Below are 15,590 nucleotides of genomic sequence, written 5' to 3' on the forward strand. Positions count from 1 at the left end.
AAGGAGTCGCGCAACATGGATGTCAATCGCAGGAATTTCCTTCGCGGCGCCGCGGTAGGCGCCGCAGGCACGGCGATCACGGGGGCGGCGCTGGTCAAGGGTGCCGAGATCGACGCGAACGCGGCAGCGGTGTCCGCGCCGCCCAGCCGGTATCCGTTCCATGGGGCGCATCAATCGGGAATTCTGGTGCCGCCGCCGGCCGAGAAACAGAACTTCGCGTGCCACGTGGCCTTTGACGTGACCTCGAAGAACAAGGATGCGGTGGTTGCCGCGTTCAAGACGCTCACCGCGCGTGCGCGGTTCCTGTGCGATGGCGGCACCCCGCCCGAGCTCGGCATCGGTGAGCCGCCCGCCGACAGCGCGGTGTTGGGTCCCGTGGTCGAATCCGATGGTTTGACGGTGACGGTCGCGCTCGGGGCGAGCCTGTTCGATGGGCGGTTCGGACTGGCGGATCGCAAGCCCGCGAAGCTCAAGCCGATGACGGTGTTTCCCAACGACTTTCCCGAAGCGGCATGGTCACACGGCGATCTGCTGGTGCAGCTGTGCGCGCATAATCCGGACACCGTGCATCACGCGCTGCGCGATATCACCCGCGCGGTTCGCGGCGATCTGCAGATGCGCTGGCGCATAGAGGGATACAACTCGCCGCCGCGCCCGTCGGGAACCGGGCGCAATCTTCTCGGGTTCAAAGACGGCACCGCCAACCCGGTGTCCGGCGACGCCGAGAACCTGGTGTGGGTCGGCGACGGCGAACCGGCCTGGACCGCCGGGGGCACCTACATGGTGGTGCGATTGATCCGGATGATGGTCGAGTTCTGGGACCGTGTCTCCATCAACGAGCAGGAGCGCATGTTCGGCCGCCGCCGTGACAGTGGCGCGCCGCTGGACGGCAACAACGAGTTCGACACACCCAACTACGCGACCGATGCCGAAGGCAAGACCATTCCGCTCGACGCCCACATCAGGCTGGCAAATCCGCGTACCACCGCGACGGACAATCAGCGGCTGGTGCGTCGCTCCTACAACTACGACCTGGGCGTTGATCTGAATGGCAACATGCAGTCGGGCCACGTCTTCGTCTGTTACCAGCAGGATGTGGAGCGCCAGTTCGAGACGGTACAGAACCGGCTCAACGACGAGCCGCTGATCGACTACGTGCAGCCGTTCGGTGGTGGGTACTTCTTTGCCTTGCCCGGTATCGCCGATGAGAACGATTGGTACGGCAGGGCTTTACTCGGCTAGCCGGTTCAGCCGAAGAGTTCCTGGCCCCAGTACTCCTTGGGGCCCAGGCCCGGTGGGCAGGCGAAGATGGCCGAACCGGTGTGCAGGATGTACTCGTTGAGGGCGTCCGAGGTGGCCAGCTTGCGCTGCATGGGAATGAATTGATTCTGCGGATTGCGCATGAAGGCGATGAAGAACAGCCCGGCATCCAGGTGCCCGAAACCGTCTGATCCGTCGGTGAAGTTGTAGCCGCGGCGCAGGATTTCGATGCCGCCCAGCTCCTCGGCCGAGGCCAACCGCACATGCGCGTCCACATCGAGCAGCGGTTCACCGTCGGGTTTCTTGCCAGTGAAATCGATGGCCGCGAATTCGTCGCCTTGGCCGATGGGCGCGCCGGATCCCTTGGCGCGCCCGATGACTCGTTCCTGTTCGGTGAGGACCGTGCGGTCCCAGCTTTCGATCAGCATGCGAATGCGCCGCGCGACCAGATAGGTGCCGCCCGCCATCCAATCGGGATTGTCGCCCTTGGCCACCCAGACGCTGGCGTCGACCTTGGCGGTGTCCTCGGCCTTGATGTTGCGGGTACCGTCCTTGAAACCGAACAGGTTTCGCGGCGTCGCCTGTGATCGGCTGGTCGAGGAGGTGCGGCCGAATCCGAGCTGCGACCACTTGACCGCGACGGTGCCGAAGCCCACGCGCGCCAGATTGCGGATCGCGTGCACCGCGACCTGAGGGTCGTCGGCACAGGCCTGGATGCAGATATCGCCGCCGCAGCGCGCCGGATCAAGTTTCTCGTTGCGGAACTTCGGCAGTTCCTGCAACGGTGGCGGCAGCTTGTCGGCGACACCGAATCGGTCCACCCCGCCCTTGCGGAAAAACGATGGCCCGAAGCCGATCGTCAGTGTCAGAGCGGAGGCCGCCAGATCCAGGGCTTCGCCGGTATCCGTGGGCGGTGAGTACGGATTGCCCTCTATCGCGCCGCCGGGTGTGGTCTCCTGGCCCTGAGTCATCCGCTCGGCCATCTCGGTCCACTGGCGCAGCATGGCCTGGACCTCGCCGCGAGTGGCGTTGGGCATGATGTCAAAGGCGCAGAAGTGCATCCGGTCCTGCGCCGGGGTGACGACCCCGGCCTGATGGTCGCCGCGGAACGGGACCTTGACGTTGACCGGGCCGGTGCCGGCCGCGCTCGCACGGCCACCCAACACTCCCGCCCCGGCGGCGCCGGCGACGGCGGCGGTGACTCCCGCCGCGCCCAGCAGCTTGCGACGGTTGAACCCGCTGCTCATGCCGGGTTCTCTGCGCGCGAGCCGCTCATCGTCCGGCGACGACACCCTGTACCTCGCTGACCTCCTTGGACAACGCGTCAATGGCGTGCGCCAGCTCGATGCGCTGGTCTTGGGTCACGGTGTCGTACAGGACGAATCCGTCGCCCTTGCGGTACTTGCCCAAGAGAGCGTCGACTTCCTTGAATCGCTTGTCGATCGCCTGTCCCAGTTCAGGTTTGCGTTCGTCGAGGATCGGCCGCACGGTCGCGATGGCGTTTTGTGAGCCGTCGAGGTTGGCCTGGAAGTCCCACAGGTCGGTGTGGCTGAAGGTTTCTTCTTCACCAGAGATCTTTGTCCTGGCCACCTCATCGAGCAGCGTCTGCGCGCCGCCCGCGATCTTGGTGGTGTTGATGTCGAAGTCCTTGGCCCGCACGCCGTCCGAGAGCTCCTTGATGTCCTTGAGCAGTTGATCGGCGATCGCGTCGGTGTCCGGCTGCAGGCCTGTCACCCACAGGTCCTTCTCCAGCCGGTGATAGCCGGTCCACTTCTCGCCGGGCTGAAGGTCGGCCTCGCGCAGGTCGATTCGCGGGTCGAGGTCATTCGGGAAGGCCTCGGCGACTGGCTCGATCCGCTCGTAATACACCCGGCTGGTTGGGTACTGGGCCTTGGCAGAGGCGATGTCCTTGGCCTTGACCGCTTCGACGAACTTGGCGGCCGATTCACTCAGGGCGTCGACCTGGCTGATCACGTAGCCGCGGTAGCGGTCAGTGGCGTCCTTGAACTTGCCTTCAGCGTCCAGTTTCACCGCGGCGCCGGTAATGGTGAAGTCGCCACGAATGCCGTCGCCGATCATGCCGGGCTTGCACGCGGTCTGGTAGGTGCCGGGCTCGGTGAACTGCACGATGAGCTTGCGGCTGATACCCGAGCCGATGTTCTCCACCTCACCGAGGGCGCGGTCGCCCTTATCGTAGACGTAGAACTCGGTGACCTTCGAGCCGTTGTTGGTCACATTGAAAGTGACTGGGCCCGTTGTGCCCTCGGTCTTGGATACCTGGCAGCTGGAGTCGGTGGCGGTGACGCTGATCTCCTGGCCGCCGGCGGCGCCGCTCTGTACCGGCTCCTTGGGAGTGCAGCCGGCCAGCGCCGCGCCGGTGGCCACCGCAAGTGCGGCAGAAACATAGGCGAGTGGTGATCTCATCCAGCGGTCCTCTCGGGTTGGGCTTCGGGGGTGGTGGCCACCTTGGGTGCGGTGACCACCGGACGCAGGAACAGGCCGAGCACAACCACCAGGTAGATGAGCCAGCCTGTCAGCTGCAGCACCGTCGGGGTCGGTGTGATGTTGAAGATTCCGCGCAGCAGCTCGCCGTACCACGCGCTCCAGTCGAACCAGCCGGTGATGTCAAAGGCCTTGTTCGACAAGCCGGGTAACCATCCGACGGTCTGCAGGGCACCGATGCCATAGGAGAGGATGCCGGCCGCGACAACCACCAGGAACGCGCCCGTGTACTTGAAGAACTTGCTCAGGTTGATCTTGATCGCACCGCGATACATGCCGTACGACAGGGCCGCCGCCGCGGCGACCCCTGTCACGAGTCCTGCCAGGGGCCAGGCGGTTTCGGCCTTGGCGTACCCCACCATGAACAGTGCGGTCTCGACGCCCTCGCGTCCGACCGACAGAAAGGCGACGGTCAGTACGGCCAGTGCGCCGGCCTCCAGCGCCTGAGCCATCCCGTGGCGCAGCTCACCGGCGATGCTGGCCGCCGCGGTGCGCATCCACAGCACCATGGTGGTGACGATGGCGACAGCCACCAGCGAGGCCACCCCGGCGATCGCTTCGGCCCCGAGATCGCTGATGGTGTTACTGCCGAAATGGATCGTCAGGAAGATGGCCAAGGTCATCGCGATGGCGCCGGCGACACCCAGCCACACCCACTTCAGGGCGTCGCGGCGGTTGGACTTCACCAGGAACGCGATCAGGATCATCACGACGATCCCGCATTCGAGTCCTTCGCGTAGCCCGATGAGGCCGCTGCTGAAGTATTGCGAGAAGTGTGTCGGCCCGTCGGCCAGGACGCCGATGCTGCGCATGTGCAGGGTCCTTTTCCTTCTATTGACTTTGGCTAGCCAATGCTTGCCAAGGTGCGGCTGACCTTACCTGAAATGAGGGCCGCAGAGCATCGGCTGCGCAGACATGTGGCCAGCTCATGCGACGATGGAGGGCAATCCATCGCACCGTCTAGGAGTTCTGTCGTGTCGTCCCTTGCTGTGCGCTCCCTCTCGGCGCGCTTCGGGCGAATCGTGCTCGTCGTCTCCATCTCGGTGTTTCTGCTGGCAGCGGGCTGCTCCTGGCAGCTGGGCGGCCGCAATCCACTGCCGCAGGGGGTGCCGCCACCCACCGGTGATGCGGTGCCCGATATCGCGACACCGCCCGCACATATCCAGGGCCGTCCCGCCGATCAGCTCCGCGAGTGGTCGACACCCCGCGCGGAGAAGACGGGTATTCCCGTCATCGCGCTGGAGGCGTACGCCTATGCGGCCAAGGTTGCCGAGAGGGAGAATCCGCGCTGCAAGATCGCGTGGACCACGCTGGCCGGGATCGGCACCGTGGAGAGCCACAACGGCACCTACCACGGTGCTGAACTGCAGCCCAATGGCGATGCTTTGCCGCCGATTCGTGGGGTACGGCTGGACGGGTCCAACGGAAACCTGCGGCTCCCCGACACCGACAAGGGCGCGCTGGACGGCGACGCGAATCAGGACCGGGCGATGGGGCCCATGCAGTTCATCCCCGAAACCTGGCGTATCTACGGGGTGCGCGCGGCCGGTGACGGCGAGCCGAGCCCCGACAACATTGACGACGCGGCACTGTCGGCGGCCGGATATCTGTGTGCGCGTGGCGGCGACCTGAGCACCACCGACGGCTGGATCAAGGCGCTCTGGGCCTACAACATGTCGGACGTGTATGCCGAGCAGGTCCGGGACTGGGCTACGGCCTACGCCAAGGGCGCCACGCTGTAGCACTAGTCTGTTACCCGACCACCGGAGCACCCCCCGAAGGAGAGACTGTGCCGATTCTTGAGCAGGTAGGCGCCCGCGAGATCCTCGATTCACGCGGCAACCCGACCGTCGAGGTCGAGGTTGTCTTGACCGACGGCACGTTCGCACGGGCGGCCGTTCCCTCCGGCGCGTCCACCGGTGAGCATGAGGCCGTGGAGCTGCGTGACGGCGGTGCCCGGTATGGCGGCAAGGGTGTGACCAAGGCGGTGAACGCCGTGCTGGACGAGATCGCTCCGGCCATCATCGGCGAGAGCGCCGATGATCAGCGCCTCATCGATCAGGCGCTGCTGGATCTGGACGGCACCCCGGACAAGTCGCGCCTGGGCGCCAACGCGATCCTCGGGGTCTCGCTCGCGGTCGCCAAGGCTGCCGCCGACTCGGCCGGCCTGGCGCTGTTCCGGTACCTGGGCGGCCCCAACGCGCACATCCTGCCCGTGCCGATGATGAACATCCTCAACGGCGGCGCGCACGCCGACACCGGGGTGGATGTGCAGGAGTTCATGGTGGCGCCGATCGGCGCGCCGAGCTTCAAGGAATCGCTGCGCTGGGGCACCGAGGTGTACCACTCGCTCAAGTCGGTGTTGAAGAAGCAGGGGCTGGCCACCGGTCTCGGTGACGAGGGCGGGTTCGCCCCCGACGTCGCGGGAACCCGGGCCGCGTTGGACCTGATCAGCACCGCCATCGAGGCAACAGGCCTGAAGCTGGGCTCCGATGTGGCCCTGGCGCTGGACGTCGCGGCCACCGAGTTCTACAGCGCGGCAGACGGTTACAGCTTCGAGAAGGAGAAGCGCACCGCCGAGCAGATGGGTGCGTTCTACGCCGAGTTGCTCGACGCCTACCCGCTGGTGTCCATCGAGGACCCGCTGTCGGAGGATGATTGGGATGGCTGGGTCGCGCTCACCTCGGCGATCGGCGATCGGGTGCAGCTGGTCGGCGACGACCTGTTCGTCACCAACCCGGAGCGCCTCGAGGAAGGTATTGAGCGCGGTGCCGCGAATGCCTTGCTGGTCAAGGTGAATCAGATCGGCACGCTCACCGAGACGCTGGATGCGGTGACGCTGGCGCACAGCAGCGGCTACAAGACCATGATGAGCCACCGCAGTGGCGAGACCGAGGACACCACCATCGCCGACCTGGCGGTCGCGGTGGGTAGCGGTCAGATCAAGACCGGTGCTCCGGCGCGTAGTGAGCGGGTGGCCAAGTACAACCAGCTGTTGCGCATCGAGGAGACGCTCGGGGACGCTGCCCGCTTTGCGGGAGACCTTGCCTTCCCGCGTTTTTCGATCGAGCCCTCCAACTAGCCGGTTGGATCTGAGGCTGAGCTATGGCGGAACCCAGGCGCCGCCCCGCGTCCGGTAGGTCGCGGGGACCAGCCCCGGCCGCGCGTAAGCGGGCGCCGGTCAAGCGCCCGGCGCAGAAGGTGGTCCGGGGTCCGGCGCGTAGCGGTCCGGCGGCACCGGCCAAGGAGGCGAAGTCCGGCGGAACGTCCAGCGCGGTAGCGGCATCGATCGAACGCAGTGCCGAGCACCAATCAGAGCAGCGGTTGGGGTCAACCGCGCGGCGCGCGGCAGTGCTGGCGGCGGTGGTGTGTGCACTGACGCTGACGGTGGCTGGCCCGGTGCGTACGTACTTCTCCCAGCAGGCCGAGAAGAGTCAGCTCGCCGCCGCGGAAGCCCAACTGCGCGATCAGATTGCCTCACTCGAGGACAAGAAGCGCCGGCTGGCCGACCCGGCCTACATCGCCGCGCAGGCGCGTGAGCGGTTGGGCTTCGTGATGCCCGGTGAGGTGCCCTTCCAGGTACAGCTGCCGAACACGCCCGTCGACGCCAAGCCGCAGAGTCAGGGGCCGGTGGACAACGGCAATCCCTGGTACACAAACCTGTGGCACAACATCGCGGACTCGCCGACGGCTATACCTACCGCACCGCCCGACGTTCCGCCCGCCCCCCCGGCGCCACGCCCGTGATCGCCGAGGACGATATCGCCGCGGTCACAGCACAGTTGGGCCGCGCACCGCGAGGGATGCTAGAGGTTTCGTACCGTTGCCCCAACGGTGAGCCAGCCGTCGTCAAGACGGCCCCGAGGCTGCCCGATGGCACGCCTTTCCCCACGCTGTACTACCTGACGCATCCGGCGCTCACGGCCGCGGCCAGCCGGTTGGAGTCGGGCGGTCTGATGCGCGAGATGACCGAACGTCTTGCCGCCGATGAGGATTTGGCTGCCGCGTATCGCCGCGCGCACGAGAGCTATCTGGCTGAGCGTGACGCGATCGAGCCGCTGGGAACCACCGTTACCGCAGGCGGCATGCCGGACAGGGTTAAGTGCCTACACGTGCTGATCGGGCATTCGCTTGCCGCGGGGCCAGGGGTGAACCCGTTGGGGGATGAGGCAATTCGAGCGCTTGCGGGCACCATGCCCGGTGTGCTTCCCGAGGTGTGGGCGTGATTCGCGGCCGCCTTTTCTGCGCGAGCATGCTCAAATGTGCGCAAAATTCGTCAAAAGGGGCACATTTGGGCATGTTGGTCGCCGGGGAGGTCCGGTGACCCGTGTCGCCGCCGTGGATTGCGGCACCAACTCGATCCGTCTGTTGATCTCGGATATCGACGAAGCCGGGCAGCTGACCGATGTGCACCGTGAGATGCGGATCGTGCGGCTGGGGCAGGGCGTCGACGCGACGGGCGAGTTCGCGCCGGAGGCCATCGAGCGAACCAGGGTAGCGCTGGCCGCGTACACGGAGCTGATGAAATCACTTGGCGTGCAGCGCGTCCGCATGGTCGCCACGTCTGCCGCGCGCGACGTCTCCAACCGTGACACCTTCTTCGCGATGACGGCCGAGTTGCTCGGCACCGTTTGTCCGGGGGCTGTCGCGGAAGTCATCACGGGCACCGAAGAAGCGGCGCTGTCGTTTGCTGGCGCCGTGGGCGAGCTGGATTCGGCGGCTGAACCTTTCGTGGTGGTGGATCTAGGCGGTGGGTCCACCGAAACGGTGATCGGCGATAGCAGCGGCGTTAAGGCCAGCTTCTCCGCCGATATCGGCTGCGTGCGTCTCACGGAACGGTGTCTGCACTCGGACCCGCCGACCGCCGGCGAGATCGCGGCGGCACGCGCCGCTGTGCGCGCGCAGCTGGCGCGGACGTTTGAGATGGTGCCGGTGCAGGACGCGCGAACCTGGGTGGGGGTGGCGGGCACCTTCACCACGCTGGCGGCGCTGGCGCATCGTCTCGACGTGTATGACCCGGCGGCGATTCATCTCTCGCGCGTGCCGCTAAGTCGTCTGGCCGAGGTGACGGCCGCATTGATCGCGATGCCGCGGTCGGAGCGGGCGGCGCTCGGGCCCATGCATGAGGGCCGTGTCGATGTCATCGGTGGCGGATCCATTGTTGTCGAGGAATTGGTGCGGGAGTTTTCTGCGCGCGCTGGCATTACCGAGTTGGTGGTCAGTGAGCACGACATCCTGGATGGCATCGCGATATCTTTGCGATAGCTCGCCCTTGTTCAATCCATTGTGAGCTGAGTCACAGTTGACAATCTTCGTGCCCCTCGACTTGACGCATGAGGAAAATCAACTGACAGTTGAGATATCAACTCAATCTCATAACGGTTAGTTGAAGAGACGCAGCGCCGCGTACGAGCCCGGATCAGCAAATGTTTGATTAGGTGCGGAAGGTTTGGTTTCCTCGTGTCAACTTCCATGTCGAAGGCCGATGTGCGTGAGATCGGTGTTTCGGAGACGGGTTTCGTACGACGATCGGACCCGGATGGCGCCCTGGTCGCCTACCGGACATATGGGCGCGCCCGACCGGGTGTGGTCGATGTGGTGTTGGTGCATGGCAGTCTGCAGAACTCGGGGGTGTGGTCCAAGCACGGCTACATCGCGCAGCTGTCCCAGCAGTACCGGGTGACCACCATCGACGTGCGCGGGCACGGCGCCAGTGAGAAACCTGATTACCCCGGCGGCTATGCCATCGCCTCCTCAGCGCGGGATGTGTGCGCCGTGCTGGACCAGCTGGGCGTGCGCCGGGCGCACTACCTCGGCTACTCGCTGGGCGGGCGGATCGGTCTCACCCTGGCGGCCACCGCACCGGAGCGGCTCACCTCTCTGGTGGTGGCGGGTTCCTCGCACCGCCCGCAACGCGGTGCGGTAGACGTCTTGATCTTCCCGAATGCCATTCGCGTGGTTGAGGAATCGGGGCTCGCGGCCTTCATTGACGGTTGGGAGTCGCATCGTGGGCAGCGGATGACGCCGGGATTCCGCGCCACGATCGAGGCCCTGGGGCAGCGCGGATTAGCGGCTCTGCTGCGCCAGTGGGATGACGAGCCGGGTGTCACCGAAGAGGCCCTGCTCCAGATCGACACACCCACCCTGTTCTTTGCCGGGTCCGAGGACCCGATGCGGCTGGCCGAGTCTCGTGAGGCGGCGGTGCGGATGCCGCGGGCGTACTTCGCCTTGCTCGATGGCTGCAACCACGGGCAGACGGTGACCATGCGGGAGCGGATTCTGGATCGTGCCGAGGCGTTCTTCCGGCTCTCCGAGTTCTCCGATATCGAAAAGCTCCGGGTCGCCGGATGAGCGAGCGCCCCGGATTGGGGACTCTCGCCCGTATCGGCGTGCTGGGCGGCATGTCGGGAGGGCTGCTCGGTGGTGGCACTGGCGTCATCACCGTTCCCTCCCTGGCGCGGGCTACCACCTTGAGCCGGGCCGTTATTCACGGAACGTCGACGCTGCCCAATGTCTCTGCCGCCATCGCGGGCAGCACCGTCTACGCGTTGCACGGGGCGAGGGTTGATGTGGTCGCCGGTGCCGGCCTGATGGCGGGTGGTGTGATCGGAGCGGTGGTGGGCGCCAAGCTGGTGGCACGCATTCCGGAGTGGATTCTCAAGGCGCTGTTCGTGTTTGTGCTGTTGGCCACCGCCGCCAAATTGTTGTTGAGTGCCGGGGGGATTGACCCTTCGGCAGGGGAGGCCTTGCTTCCCGGCGGGGTGCTGTCCCACGTACCGTCGGTGATCGCCATAGGCTCGGTCGTCGGTTTCGTGGTGGGCGCGTGGTCGGCGGCGCTGGGTCTGGGCGGCGGACTACTGACCGTGCCGGCGATGCTGGTGCTCTTCGGCTCCGAGCTTCACGTCGCCGAGGGCACGTCGTTGATGGTGATGCTGCCCAACGCGCTCGTCGCGGCGGCCACCCACCTGCGGCAGGGCACGGCCGATGCGCCGATTGGCTTTCGCTTGGCGGTGTTCGCGCTGCCGGGCACGGTGCTTGGGGCGTTGTTGGCACTGGCGCTCAATGCGCGCTGGCTGGCACTGGTGTTCGGGTCCTACCTGGTGTTCATCGCGGTGCGCGAGATCGTGCGGGCTGTCAAGAGTTCCCGTGCGCGTAGGAAGACGAGACCAGATCCGGCGCCGGTGCCTCAGGTGTGTGTTGGCGGTTGATCTGCTGGAGGTCTTGTGAAACGTCCAGCAGCCAGCGCAGTTCTTGCTTGCGGTTGGCGCCGGGAACCTCGCCGATGATCTTGGCGCCCGAACATTTCTCGACCCGTGGCGCGGTGCGTTGTTGTTCGATTGCCGAATGGATCTGCCGGGCAGCCGATGTGGAGGAGGTGTCGTCGGCGATGTACGGGCGAATGGCGCTCAGGCCGTCGCGGATCTCGACGATCCTGCGGTAGAGCCGGTAGTTGTGATCACCGATCGCGGCGCTGGGCGGCGCCAGGGCGATTTGGGTGTTGCCCTCGTATAGGGCTGTCCACAGCGGTTCGAGCTGGCGGTGCCAACGGTAGGTTTGGATGCGCTGGCGCGCTGAGGAGACCAACTGTGAGAAGGACGGTCCCGCAAGGCCTATCACGATGAGGATCTGCCCGATCGTGGCGGCCAGCGGGGCCAGGCGCTGCCAGGAGAAGCTGTCATTGGTGATGATGCCGTAGATCGCCGAGTGCGCTCGCATGATGCAGAATGCCAGGCACATGGTGGCCCCGGCCGCGGTGAGGAGCATGCTGCGCCGTAACCACGCCACGTCGTGAAAACGGGCGTACTGCAGGCATTTGATGATGATCAGGAGTGCGCCCAGCCCGTAGGTGATCAAGTAGATCAGCATGTACGCGACCCAGGCGGGTTTGTTGCTGTGCGAAGCGTAGAAGTCTTGGGGCAGTTCGGAGGTGGGTGCCACAAACCAGCAGAGGGTCAGCGCGCCGCCGATGGCCACCGCCATCCACACCCACAGTCGTGCGCGCTGAACCGCGCGAGGGCCGGATTCACCCCAGAAGGTGATGACCGTGAGAACACATGCGGTCCATGCCATACCGCCGGACAGATTCAGGACAAGCCGGCCCATGTTGTGCACGCCCACCAGATTGTCGAATTTCTCGTACACAGGCGGCGTGGCCAAGGTGACGGCAATTCCTTTGAAGAGGAATGACAACAAGAGCGCGACAGAGGCTGGGGGCCGCACCCGCGAGCGCAGCATGGCGGCCGCGACAACCACCACGGCGCCATAGCTGAAGACGGCCGCGACCGAATACGCGGCGGCGGAGTCTTCGAAAACTGACGTCACGGCGCCGCCGGCACGCCTTCCAGGGTCAGTGATGCCAGGATCCGGCGCAGATTGGCATTCGTGATGGCGATCGGCCGGTGGCTATCGGGGCTGACGCGCTGTCCCATCATGGAGGCCAGCATCTCGGCCTCGACTTCCTGATCGTCCAGATAGGTTTCACGACAAAGAACTTCAGCGAGCTCACGCTTGCTCGAGCCGGTGTGTCCACACATCACGTGGCTCAGCTCGTGCAGGATGATGTGCTCACGGTGCATGGTGGTGGTGTCGCTGTCGTACACCACATAGTCGGTGGCGTCGGTGCGCACCAACAGTCCGTGTACCCCGCTGCCCGACAGGGAGTAAGGGACCAGCTGGATATCGCGATTGCTCAGCTGGCTGGCGCGGGCACGGATATCCTCGACCGTGGTCAGCGACTCAAGCCCAAGGTCGGAGAGCTTGCGTGCGCATTGTTGATGGATCGCCTGAAGTTGGCGAGTGGACCTCAGATCGGTTGTTGCACAACGCATCTTCGGCATGATTACTGCCCGTTGCTGACCGAGTTGTCCACCGTAGGCAGGCCCTGGAGTGCCCGCACGTGATCCAGCACGGCGGCGACAGTTTCCAGGCTCTGCTTGTTCAGGCCGATCGCGCGCAACGCGATCAGCTCCACCTCATCCCGAGTGGTCTCGTCCAGGGCGCCCAGGCGCTCATCGAGCGAGTATGTGCGCTCGGGGTCGGTGAGGGCCGAGAGGGGGACGCGGAAGAAATCGGCCAGGGCGCCGAGCAGGTCGATGGCCGGGCGGGCACGCTTACCGGTGCGCAGTGCCGAAAGGTACGCGCCACCGACCTTGATGCCGGGGTTCGCCTTCTTGATGCCGTTGGCCACCTCGTCGTTGGTCCACATACGCCCATCGGGCCGCCGGTGCGACTGAAACAGCGCATTGATGCGGTCAGCGAGGTTCGCATCGGCGGATTTGGCGTCCTGGGTAGGCGCCGGCGGGCTCGTGGTAGCCATGACACAAGTCAAACACCCATGTCGTCAGCCCTCAACGCGAGGGGGTCCACTAGGGGTGTGATTCAACTCACAGTTGAGGGTTGGATCAGCTGTATACGCCCGCGAGGTACTCCGCTTGGCAGGCGCGGCGGGCGAGCTTGCCGCTTGTGGTGCGGGGGATCGCCCCCGCGGCCACCAACCTGACGTCGGCCACCGGCAGTGCGTGCGTGCGAGAGATCGCGGCCCGGATGGCCTCGATGACGGGTGCTTGTTCCGCCCGGCCCGATCCCGGAGCGCGTTCGGCGACGATCACCAGGCGCTCGCTGATGTCGGCGATGGCGGCTTCCGCGAGCTGGTTGGCGGCGACGGAGAACGCGGCGACATACCCCGACCTGACGGCGGGGGAGGAGGCTGAGGCCGTCGCCTCGATGTCCTGCGGGTAGTGGTTGCGCCCGTCGATGATGACGAGGTCCTTGATGCGGCCGGTGACATACAGATTGTCGTTGAGATACACCCCGAGATCCCCGGTGCGCAGCCATTGGCTGTTTTCGGCGGTTCCGATCGCGTGGCTTGCCTGTGTGAGTCGTGCGTGCAGCCGGTTGTGGAACGTTGCCTCGGTCTCGCGGCCGCGGCCCCAGTAGCCCCGGCCGACGTTGTCGCCATGAAGCCAGATCTCGCCGATTTCTCCTTCGGGGAGTTCGGTTCCGGTTTGTGGGTCGACGATCACCAGCCATTGGCTGGAAATCACCTGTCCGCAGGAGACATGGGGTACTGCGGTGGGGGCATCGGCTGAGACGGGGACGGCCCGGTCGTCGGCGAGCTGTTCCCGATCCAGATGGATCACGCTGGGGCGGTCGTGGATGCCGATGGTGGCGACGGAAAGCGTCGCCTCCGCCATGCCGTAAGACGGCTTGATCGCGGAGGCCGGGAATCCGTACGGGGCGAAGGCCTCGGTGAATTTCTCGATCGCGGAAATGGTGACCGGTTCGGATCCATTGAGCAGACCTGCGACATTGCTCAGATCCCAGGTTTCACCGGCGGGCGGCAGTCCGCGCTGTGCGGCGAGTTCGAAGGCGAAGTTCGGGGCAGCGGCGAACACCCGCCCGTAGGCGGATTCGGCGGCAAGCTGTTTGACCCATCGGCGGGGACGCCGTACGAACGCCAACGGGGACATCAGGGTGATGTGACCGCCGCACAACGGGGGAAACAGGATCATGATCAGGCCCATGTCGTGATAGAGCGGCAGCCAGCTCACGCTGCGGATGTCCATGTCGAGGCCGCCGGCCAGGATCATCTGCAGCACGTTGGTACAGGCCGCGCGGTGCGTGATCTCCACGCCGGCCGGGGTGCGGGTCGAGCCCGAGGTGTACTGCAGATAGGCGAGGTCGTCGGTATCGAGTTCGGCGGGGGTGAAGGTGGCCCCCACCGAGTCGGGTACGGCGTCGATGGCGATCACTCGTGGGCGCCGCTGGCGGGGCAGCTTGCGCAAGAAGGCGTTGACCGACTCGGCGGCGGCATCGGTGGTGAGGATGACCGAAGGGGTGGCGTCGGCGAGCACCGCGTCGAGGCGTTCGGTGTGGCCGGGAAGTTCGGGGGCGAAGAGGGGAACCGCGATGTTCCCAGCCTGGATGGCCGCGAAGAACCCGATGACGTAGTCGAGGCCTTGTGGCGCCAAGATCGCGACCCGGTCACCCCGGGCGGTGACCTGCTGCAGACGGGCGCCGATCGCACGCATCCGGGTGTTGAGCGCGTCCCAGCTCAGTTCGATGGCCACGCCGTCGTCGTCGCGCGTGAAGTCGAGGTAACGGTAGGCGGCGGTGGTGGCGAACTCGGCGATGTTGCGTTCGAAGTTCGAGAGCAGTGTGGTCCCGGGCGGCAGATCGATCGAGCCGGCGGCGTCCAGATAGTTCTCAATTCCGCTCTGGCGAACGGCGACTCCGTCTGACATATCCTGCTCCCGACTCACGATGGAAAACACTACCTGCGCTAACTAAGTTGATTCTTAGCTCGCAGGTGACCCGCCGTGCGAGGGGCGGGCGGCAACTTCCAATGTCGACGATCGCGCAGTCTGGTGACGAATCAACACCAGAGTTCTGCGAATTCTGGTGGCATACAACAGGTATCACTATCTGCTAGAAATCTTCAATGTGATGCAGGGGTGTGTCGGGTGGGGGTGTGACGTTGATCGTAGAAAGTCGTGCTGGCGTGTCGGTCTCGTGCGCGGTGGATGCCGGCGGCGGTGTACAGCCGTACTGCGCATTTCGCGTGAGCCGGTGCCCAGGCGGCCGGAAATTTGCCGAACCAGGCCGCATGGTGGAGCATGCGGCCATTCTTCACCTGAACTAATTAGTGAGTGTGCCGCATCAAACCGCGACTAATTTCGCGTTCGGGATTCAGTTGTGAATGGCGAATTATCGGCAATGTCAGAGTTGCCTATTTCTGTGATTTACCTGCCCGGTGAAAGATAGCTGGCAGCCGATGAATTCGGGCGCGGCACCAATTAGCGGCTCCATTTTCGTCTGCTATGGATGAA

15 protein-coding genes are annotated in these 15,590 nt (G+C 65.3%); 8 read left to right on the forward strand and 7 right to left on the reverse strand.

Going from position 1 to position 15,590, the window contains the following annotated elements; genetic code table 11:
* Positions 1-15: 15 nt before the first annotated feature.
* Positions 16-1,242: an iron uptake transporter deferrochelatase/peroxidase subunit gene (gene efeB / locus ABG82_RS06135; RefSeq protein ID WP_043079732.1), complete on the forward strand. Its 1,227-nt coding sequence runs from the start codon at positions 16-18 to the stop codon at positions 1,240-1,242.
* A gap of 5 nt (positions 1,243-1,247) precedes the next feature.
* Here the strand turns inward: efeB (ABG82_RS06135) and efeB (ABG82_RS06140) are convergent, their stop codons facing one another.
* Genes efeB (ABG82_RS06140) through efeU form a run of 3 tightly spaced genes read right to left on the reverse strand, consistent with a single transcriptional unit; the run spans position 1,248 to position 4,574 of the window.
* Positions 1,248-2,507: an iron uptake transporter deferrochelatase/peroxidase subunit gene (gene efeB / locus ABG82_RS06140; RefSeq protein WP_043079731.1), complete on the reverse strand. Its 1,260-nt coding sequence runs from the start codon at positions 2,505-2,507 to the stop codon at positions 1,248-1,250.
* 25 nt (positions 2,508-2,532) lie between these two features.
* Positions 2,533-3,684 carry an iron uptake system protein EfeO gene (efeO, locus tag ABG82_RS06145; RefSeq protein ID WP_043079704.1) on the reverse strand — a complete coding sequence of 384 codons (1,152 nt, stop codon included), beginning with the start codon at positions 3,682-3,684 and terminating at the stop codon, positions 2,533-2,535.
* Positions 3,681-4,574: an iron uptake transporter permease EfeU gene (gene efeU, locus ABG82_RS06150; protein ID WP_043079703.1), complete on the reverse strand. Its 894-nt coding sequence runs from the start codon at positions 4,572-4,574 to the stop codon at positions 3,681-3,683. The genes efeO and efeU overlap by 4 nt, the downstream gene beginning before the upstream one ends.
* Before the next feature lie 162 nt (positions 4,575-4,736).
* Here efeU and ABG82_RS06155 point away from each other — a divergent pair, with 162 nt between their 5' ends.
* The 7 genes from ABG82_RS06155 to ABG82_RS06185 all read left to right on the forward strand — a co-directional run bounded on the left by ABG82_RS06155 (position 4,737) and on the right by ABG82_RS06185 (position 10,970).
* Positions 4,737-5,504 (forward strand): lytic transglycosylase domain-containing protein, encoded by a 768-nt coding sequence (locus ABG82_RS06155; RefSeq protein WP_078343505.1) that lies wholly within the window; start codon positions 4,737-4,739, stop codon positions 5,502-5,504.
* A gap of 47 nt (positions 5,505-5,551) precedes the next feature.
* Complete coding sequence (gene eno, locus ABG82_RS06160) at positions 5,552-6,844, forward strand: phosphopyruvate hydratase (protein WP_043079702.1); 1,293 nt, start codon at positions 5,552-5,554, stop codon at positions 6,842-6,844.
* A 23-nt stretch (positions 6,845-6,867) separates the two neighbouring features.
* Complete coding sequence (locus tag ABG82_RS06165; protein ID WP_043079701.1) at positions 6,868-7,509, forward strand: FtsB family cell division protein; 642 nt, start codon at positions 6,868-6,870, stop codon at positions 7,507-7,509.
* A complete protein-coding gene (locus tag ABG82_RS06170) occupies positions 7,506-7,988 on the forward strand; it encodes a DUF501 domain-containing protein (protein ID WP_043079700.1) in 483 nt (160 codons plus the stop codon). Before ABG82_RS06165 ends, ABG82_RS06170 begins: the two co-directional genes overlap by 4 nt.
* Positions 7,989-8,082: 94 nt before the next feature.
* Positions 8,083-9,027 (forward strand): Ppx/GppA phosphatase family protein, encoded by a 945-nt coding sequence (locus ABG82_RS06175; protein WP_043079699.1) that lies wholly within the window; start codon positions 8,083-8,085, stop codon positions 9,025-9,027.
* A gap of 207 nt (positions 9,028-9,234) precedes the next feature.
* Positions 9,235-10,113 (forward strand): alpha/beta fold hydrolase, encoded by an 879-nt coding sequence (locus tag ABG82_RS06180; RefSeq protein WP_043079698.1) that lies wholly within the window; start codon positions 9,235-9,237, stop codon positions 10,111-10,113.
* Positions 10,110-10,970, forward strand: a complete 861-nt coding sequence (locus ABG82_RS06185) for a sulfite exporter TauE/SafE family protein (RefSeq protein WP_043079697.1) — start codon at positions 10,110-10,112, stop codon at positions 10,968-10,970. The genes ABG82_RS06180 and ABG82_RS06185 overlap by 4 nt, the downstream gene beginning before the upstream one ends.
* On the opposite strand, the gene ABG82_RS06190 is transcribed toward ABG82_RS06185, so the two are convergent.
* The 4 genes from ABG82_RS06190 to ABG82_RS06205 form a co-directional block, all read right to left on the reverse strand.
* Positions 10,897-12,084, reverse strand: a complete 1,188-nt coding sequence (locus tag ABG82_RS06190) for an MAB_1171c family putative transporter (protein ID WP_043079696.1) — start codon at positions 12,082-12,084, stop codon at positions 10,897-10,899. The genes ABG82_RS06185 and ABG82_RS06190 overlap by 74 nt on opposite strands.
* Positions 12,081-12,599 carry an ImmA/IrrE family metallo-endopeptidase gene (locus ABG82_RS06195; RefSeq protein WP_043079695.1) on the reverse strand — a complete coding sequence of 173 codons (519 nt, stop codon included), beginning with the start codon at positions 12,597-12,599 and terminating at the stop codon, positions 12,081-12,083. The genes ABG82_RS06190 and ABG82_RS06195 overlap by 4 nt, the downstream gene beginning before the upstream one ends.
* Before the next feature lie 2 nt (positions 12,600-12,601).
* Positions 12,602-13,078, reverse strand: a complete 477-nt coding sequence (locus tag ABG82_RS06200) for a hypothetical protein (protein ID WP_043079694.1) — start codon at positions 13,076-13,078, stop codon at positions 12,602-12,604.
* 85 nt (positions 13,079-13,163) lie between these two features.
* A complete protein-coding gene (locus tag ABG82_RS06205) occupies positions 13,164-15,005 on the reverse strand; it encodes a fatty acyl-AMP ligase (protein ID WP_043079693.1) in 1,842 nt (613 codons plus the stop codon).
* Positions 15,006-15,590 lie beyond the last annotated feature (585 nt).

It is taken from the genome of Mycobacteroides immunogenum (genome assembly GCF_001605725.1).
Classification (GTDB): Bacteria; Actinomycetota; Actinomycetes; order Mycobacteriales; family Mycobacteriaceae; genus Mycobacterium; species Mycobacterium immunogenum.

Excerpts from the sequence above, each read along its gene's own strand:
- efeU (WP_043079703.1), bottom strand. The coding sequence starts at position 4,574 with ATGCGCAGCATCGGCGTCCTGGCCGACGGGCCGACACACTTCTCGCAA.
- ABG82_RS06205 (WP_043079693.1), bottom strand. The coding sequence starts at position 15,005 with ATGTCAGACGGAGTCGCCGTTCGCCAGAGCGGAATTGAGAACTATCTG.
- efeB (WP_043079732.1), top strand. The coding sequence starts at position 16 with ATGGATGTCAATCGCAGGAATTTCCTTCGCGGCGCCGCGGTAGGCGCC.
- ABG82_RS06195 (WP_043079695.1), bottom strand. The coding sequence starts at position 12,599 with ATGCCGAAGATGCGTTGTGCAACAACCGATCTGAGGTCCACTCGCCAA.
- ABG82_RS06180 (WP_043079698.1), top strand. The coding sequence starts at position 9,235 with ATGTCGAAGGCCGATGTGCGTGAGATCGGTGTTTCGGAGACGGGTTTC.
- ABG82_RS06185 (WP_043079697.1), top strand. The coding sequence starts at position 10,110 with ATGAGCGAGCGCCCCGGATTGGGGACTCTCGCCCGTATCGGCGTGCTG.
- efeB (WP_043079731.1), bottom strand. The coding sequence starts at position 2,507 with ATGAGCAGCGGGTTCAACCGTCGCAAGCTGCTGGGCGCGGCGGGAGTC.
- ABG82_RS06200 (WP_043079694.1), bottom strand. The coding sequence starts at position 13,078 with ATGGCTACCACGAGCCCGCCGGCGCCTACCCAGGACGCCAAATCCGCC.
- ABG82_RS06165 (WP_043079701.1), top strand. The coding sequence starts at position 6,868 with ATGGCGGAACCCAGGCGCCGCCCCGCGTCCGGTAGGTCGCGGGGACCA.
- efeO (WP_043079704.1), bottom strand. The coding sequence starts at position 3,684 with ATGAGATCACCACTCGCCTATGTTTCTGCCGCACTTGCGGTGGCCACC.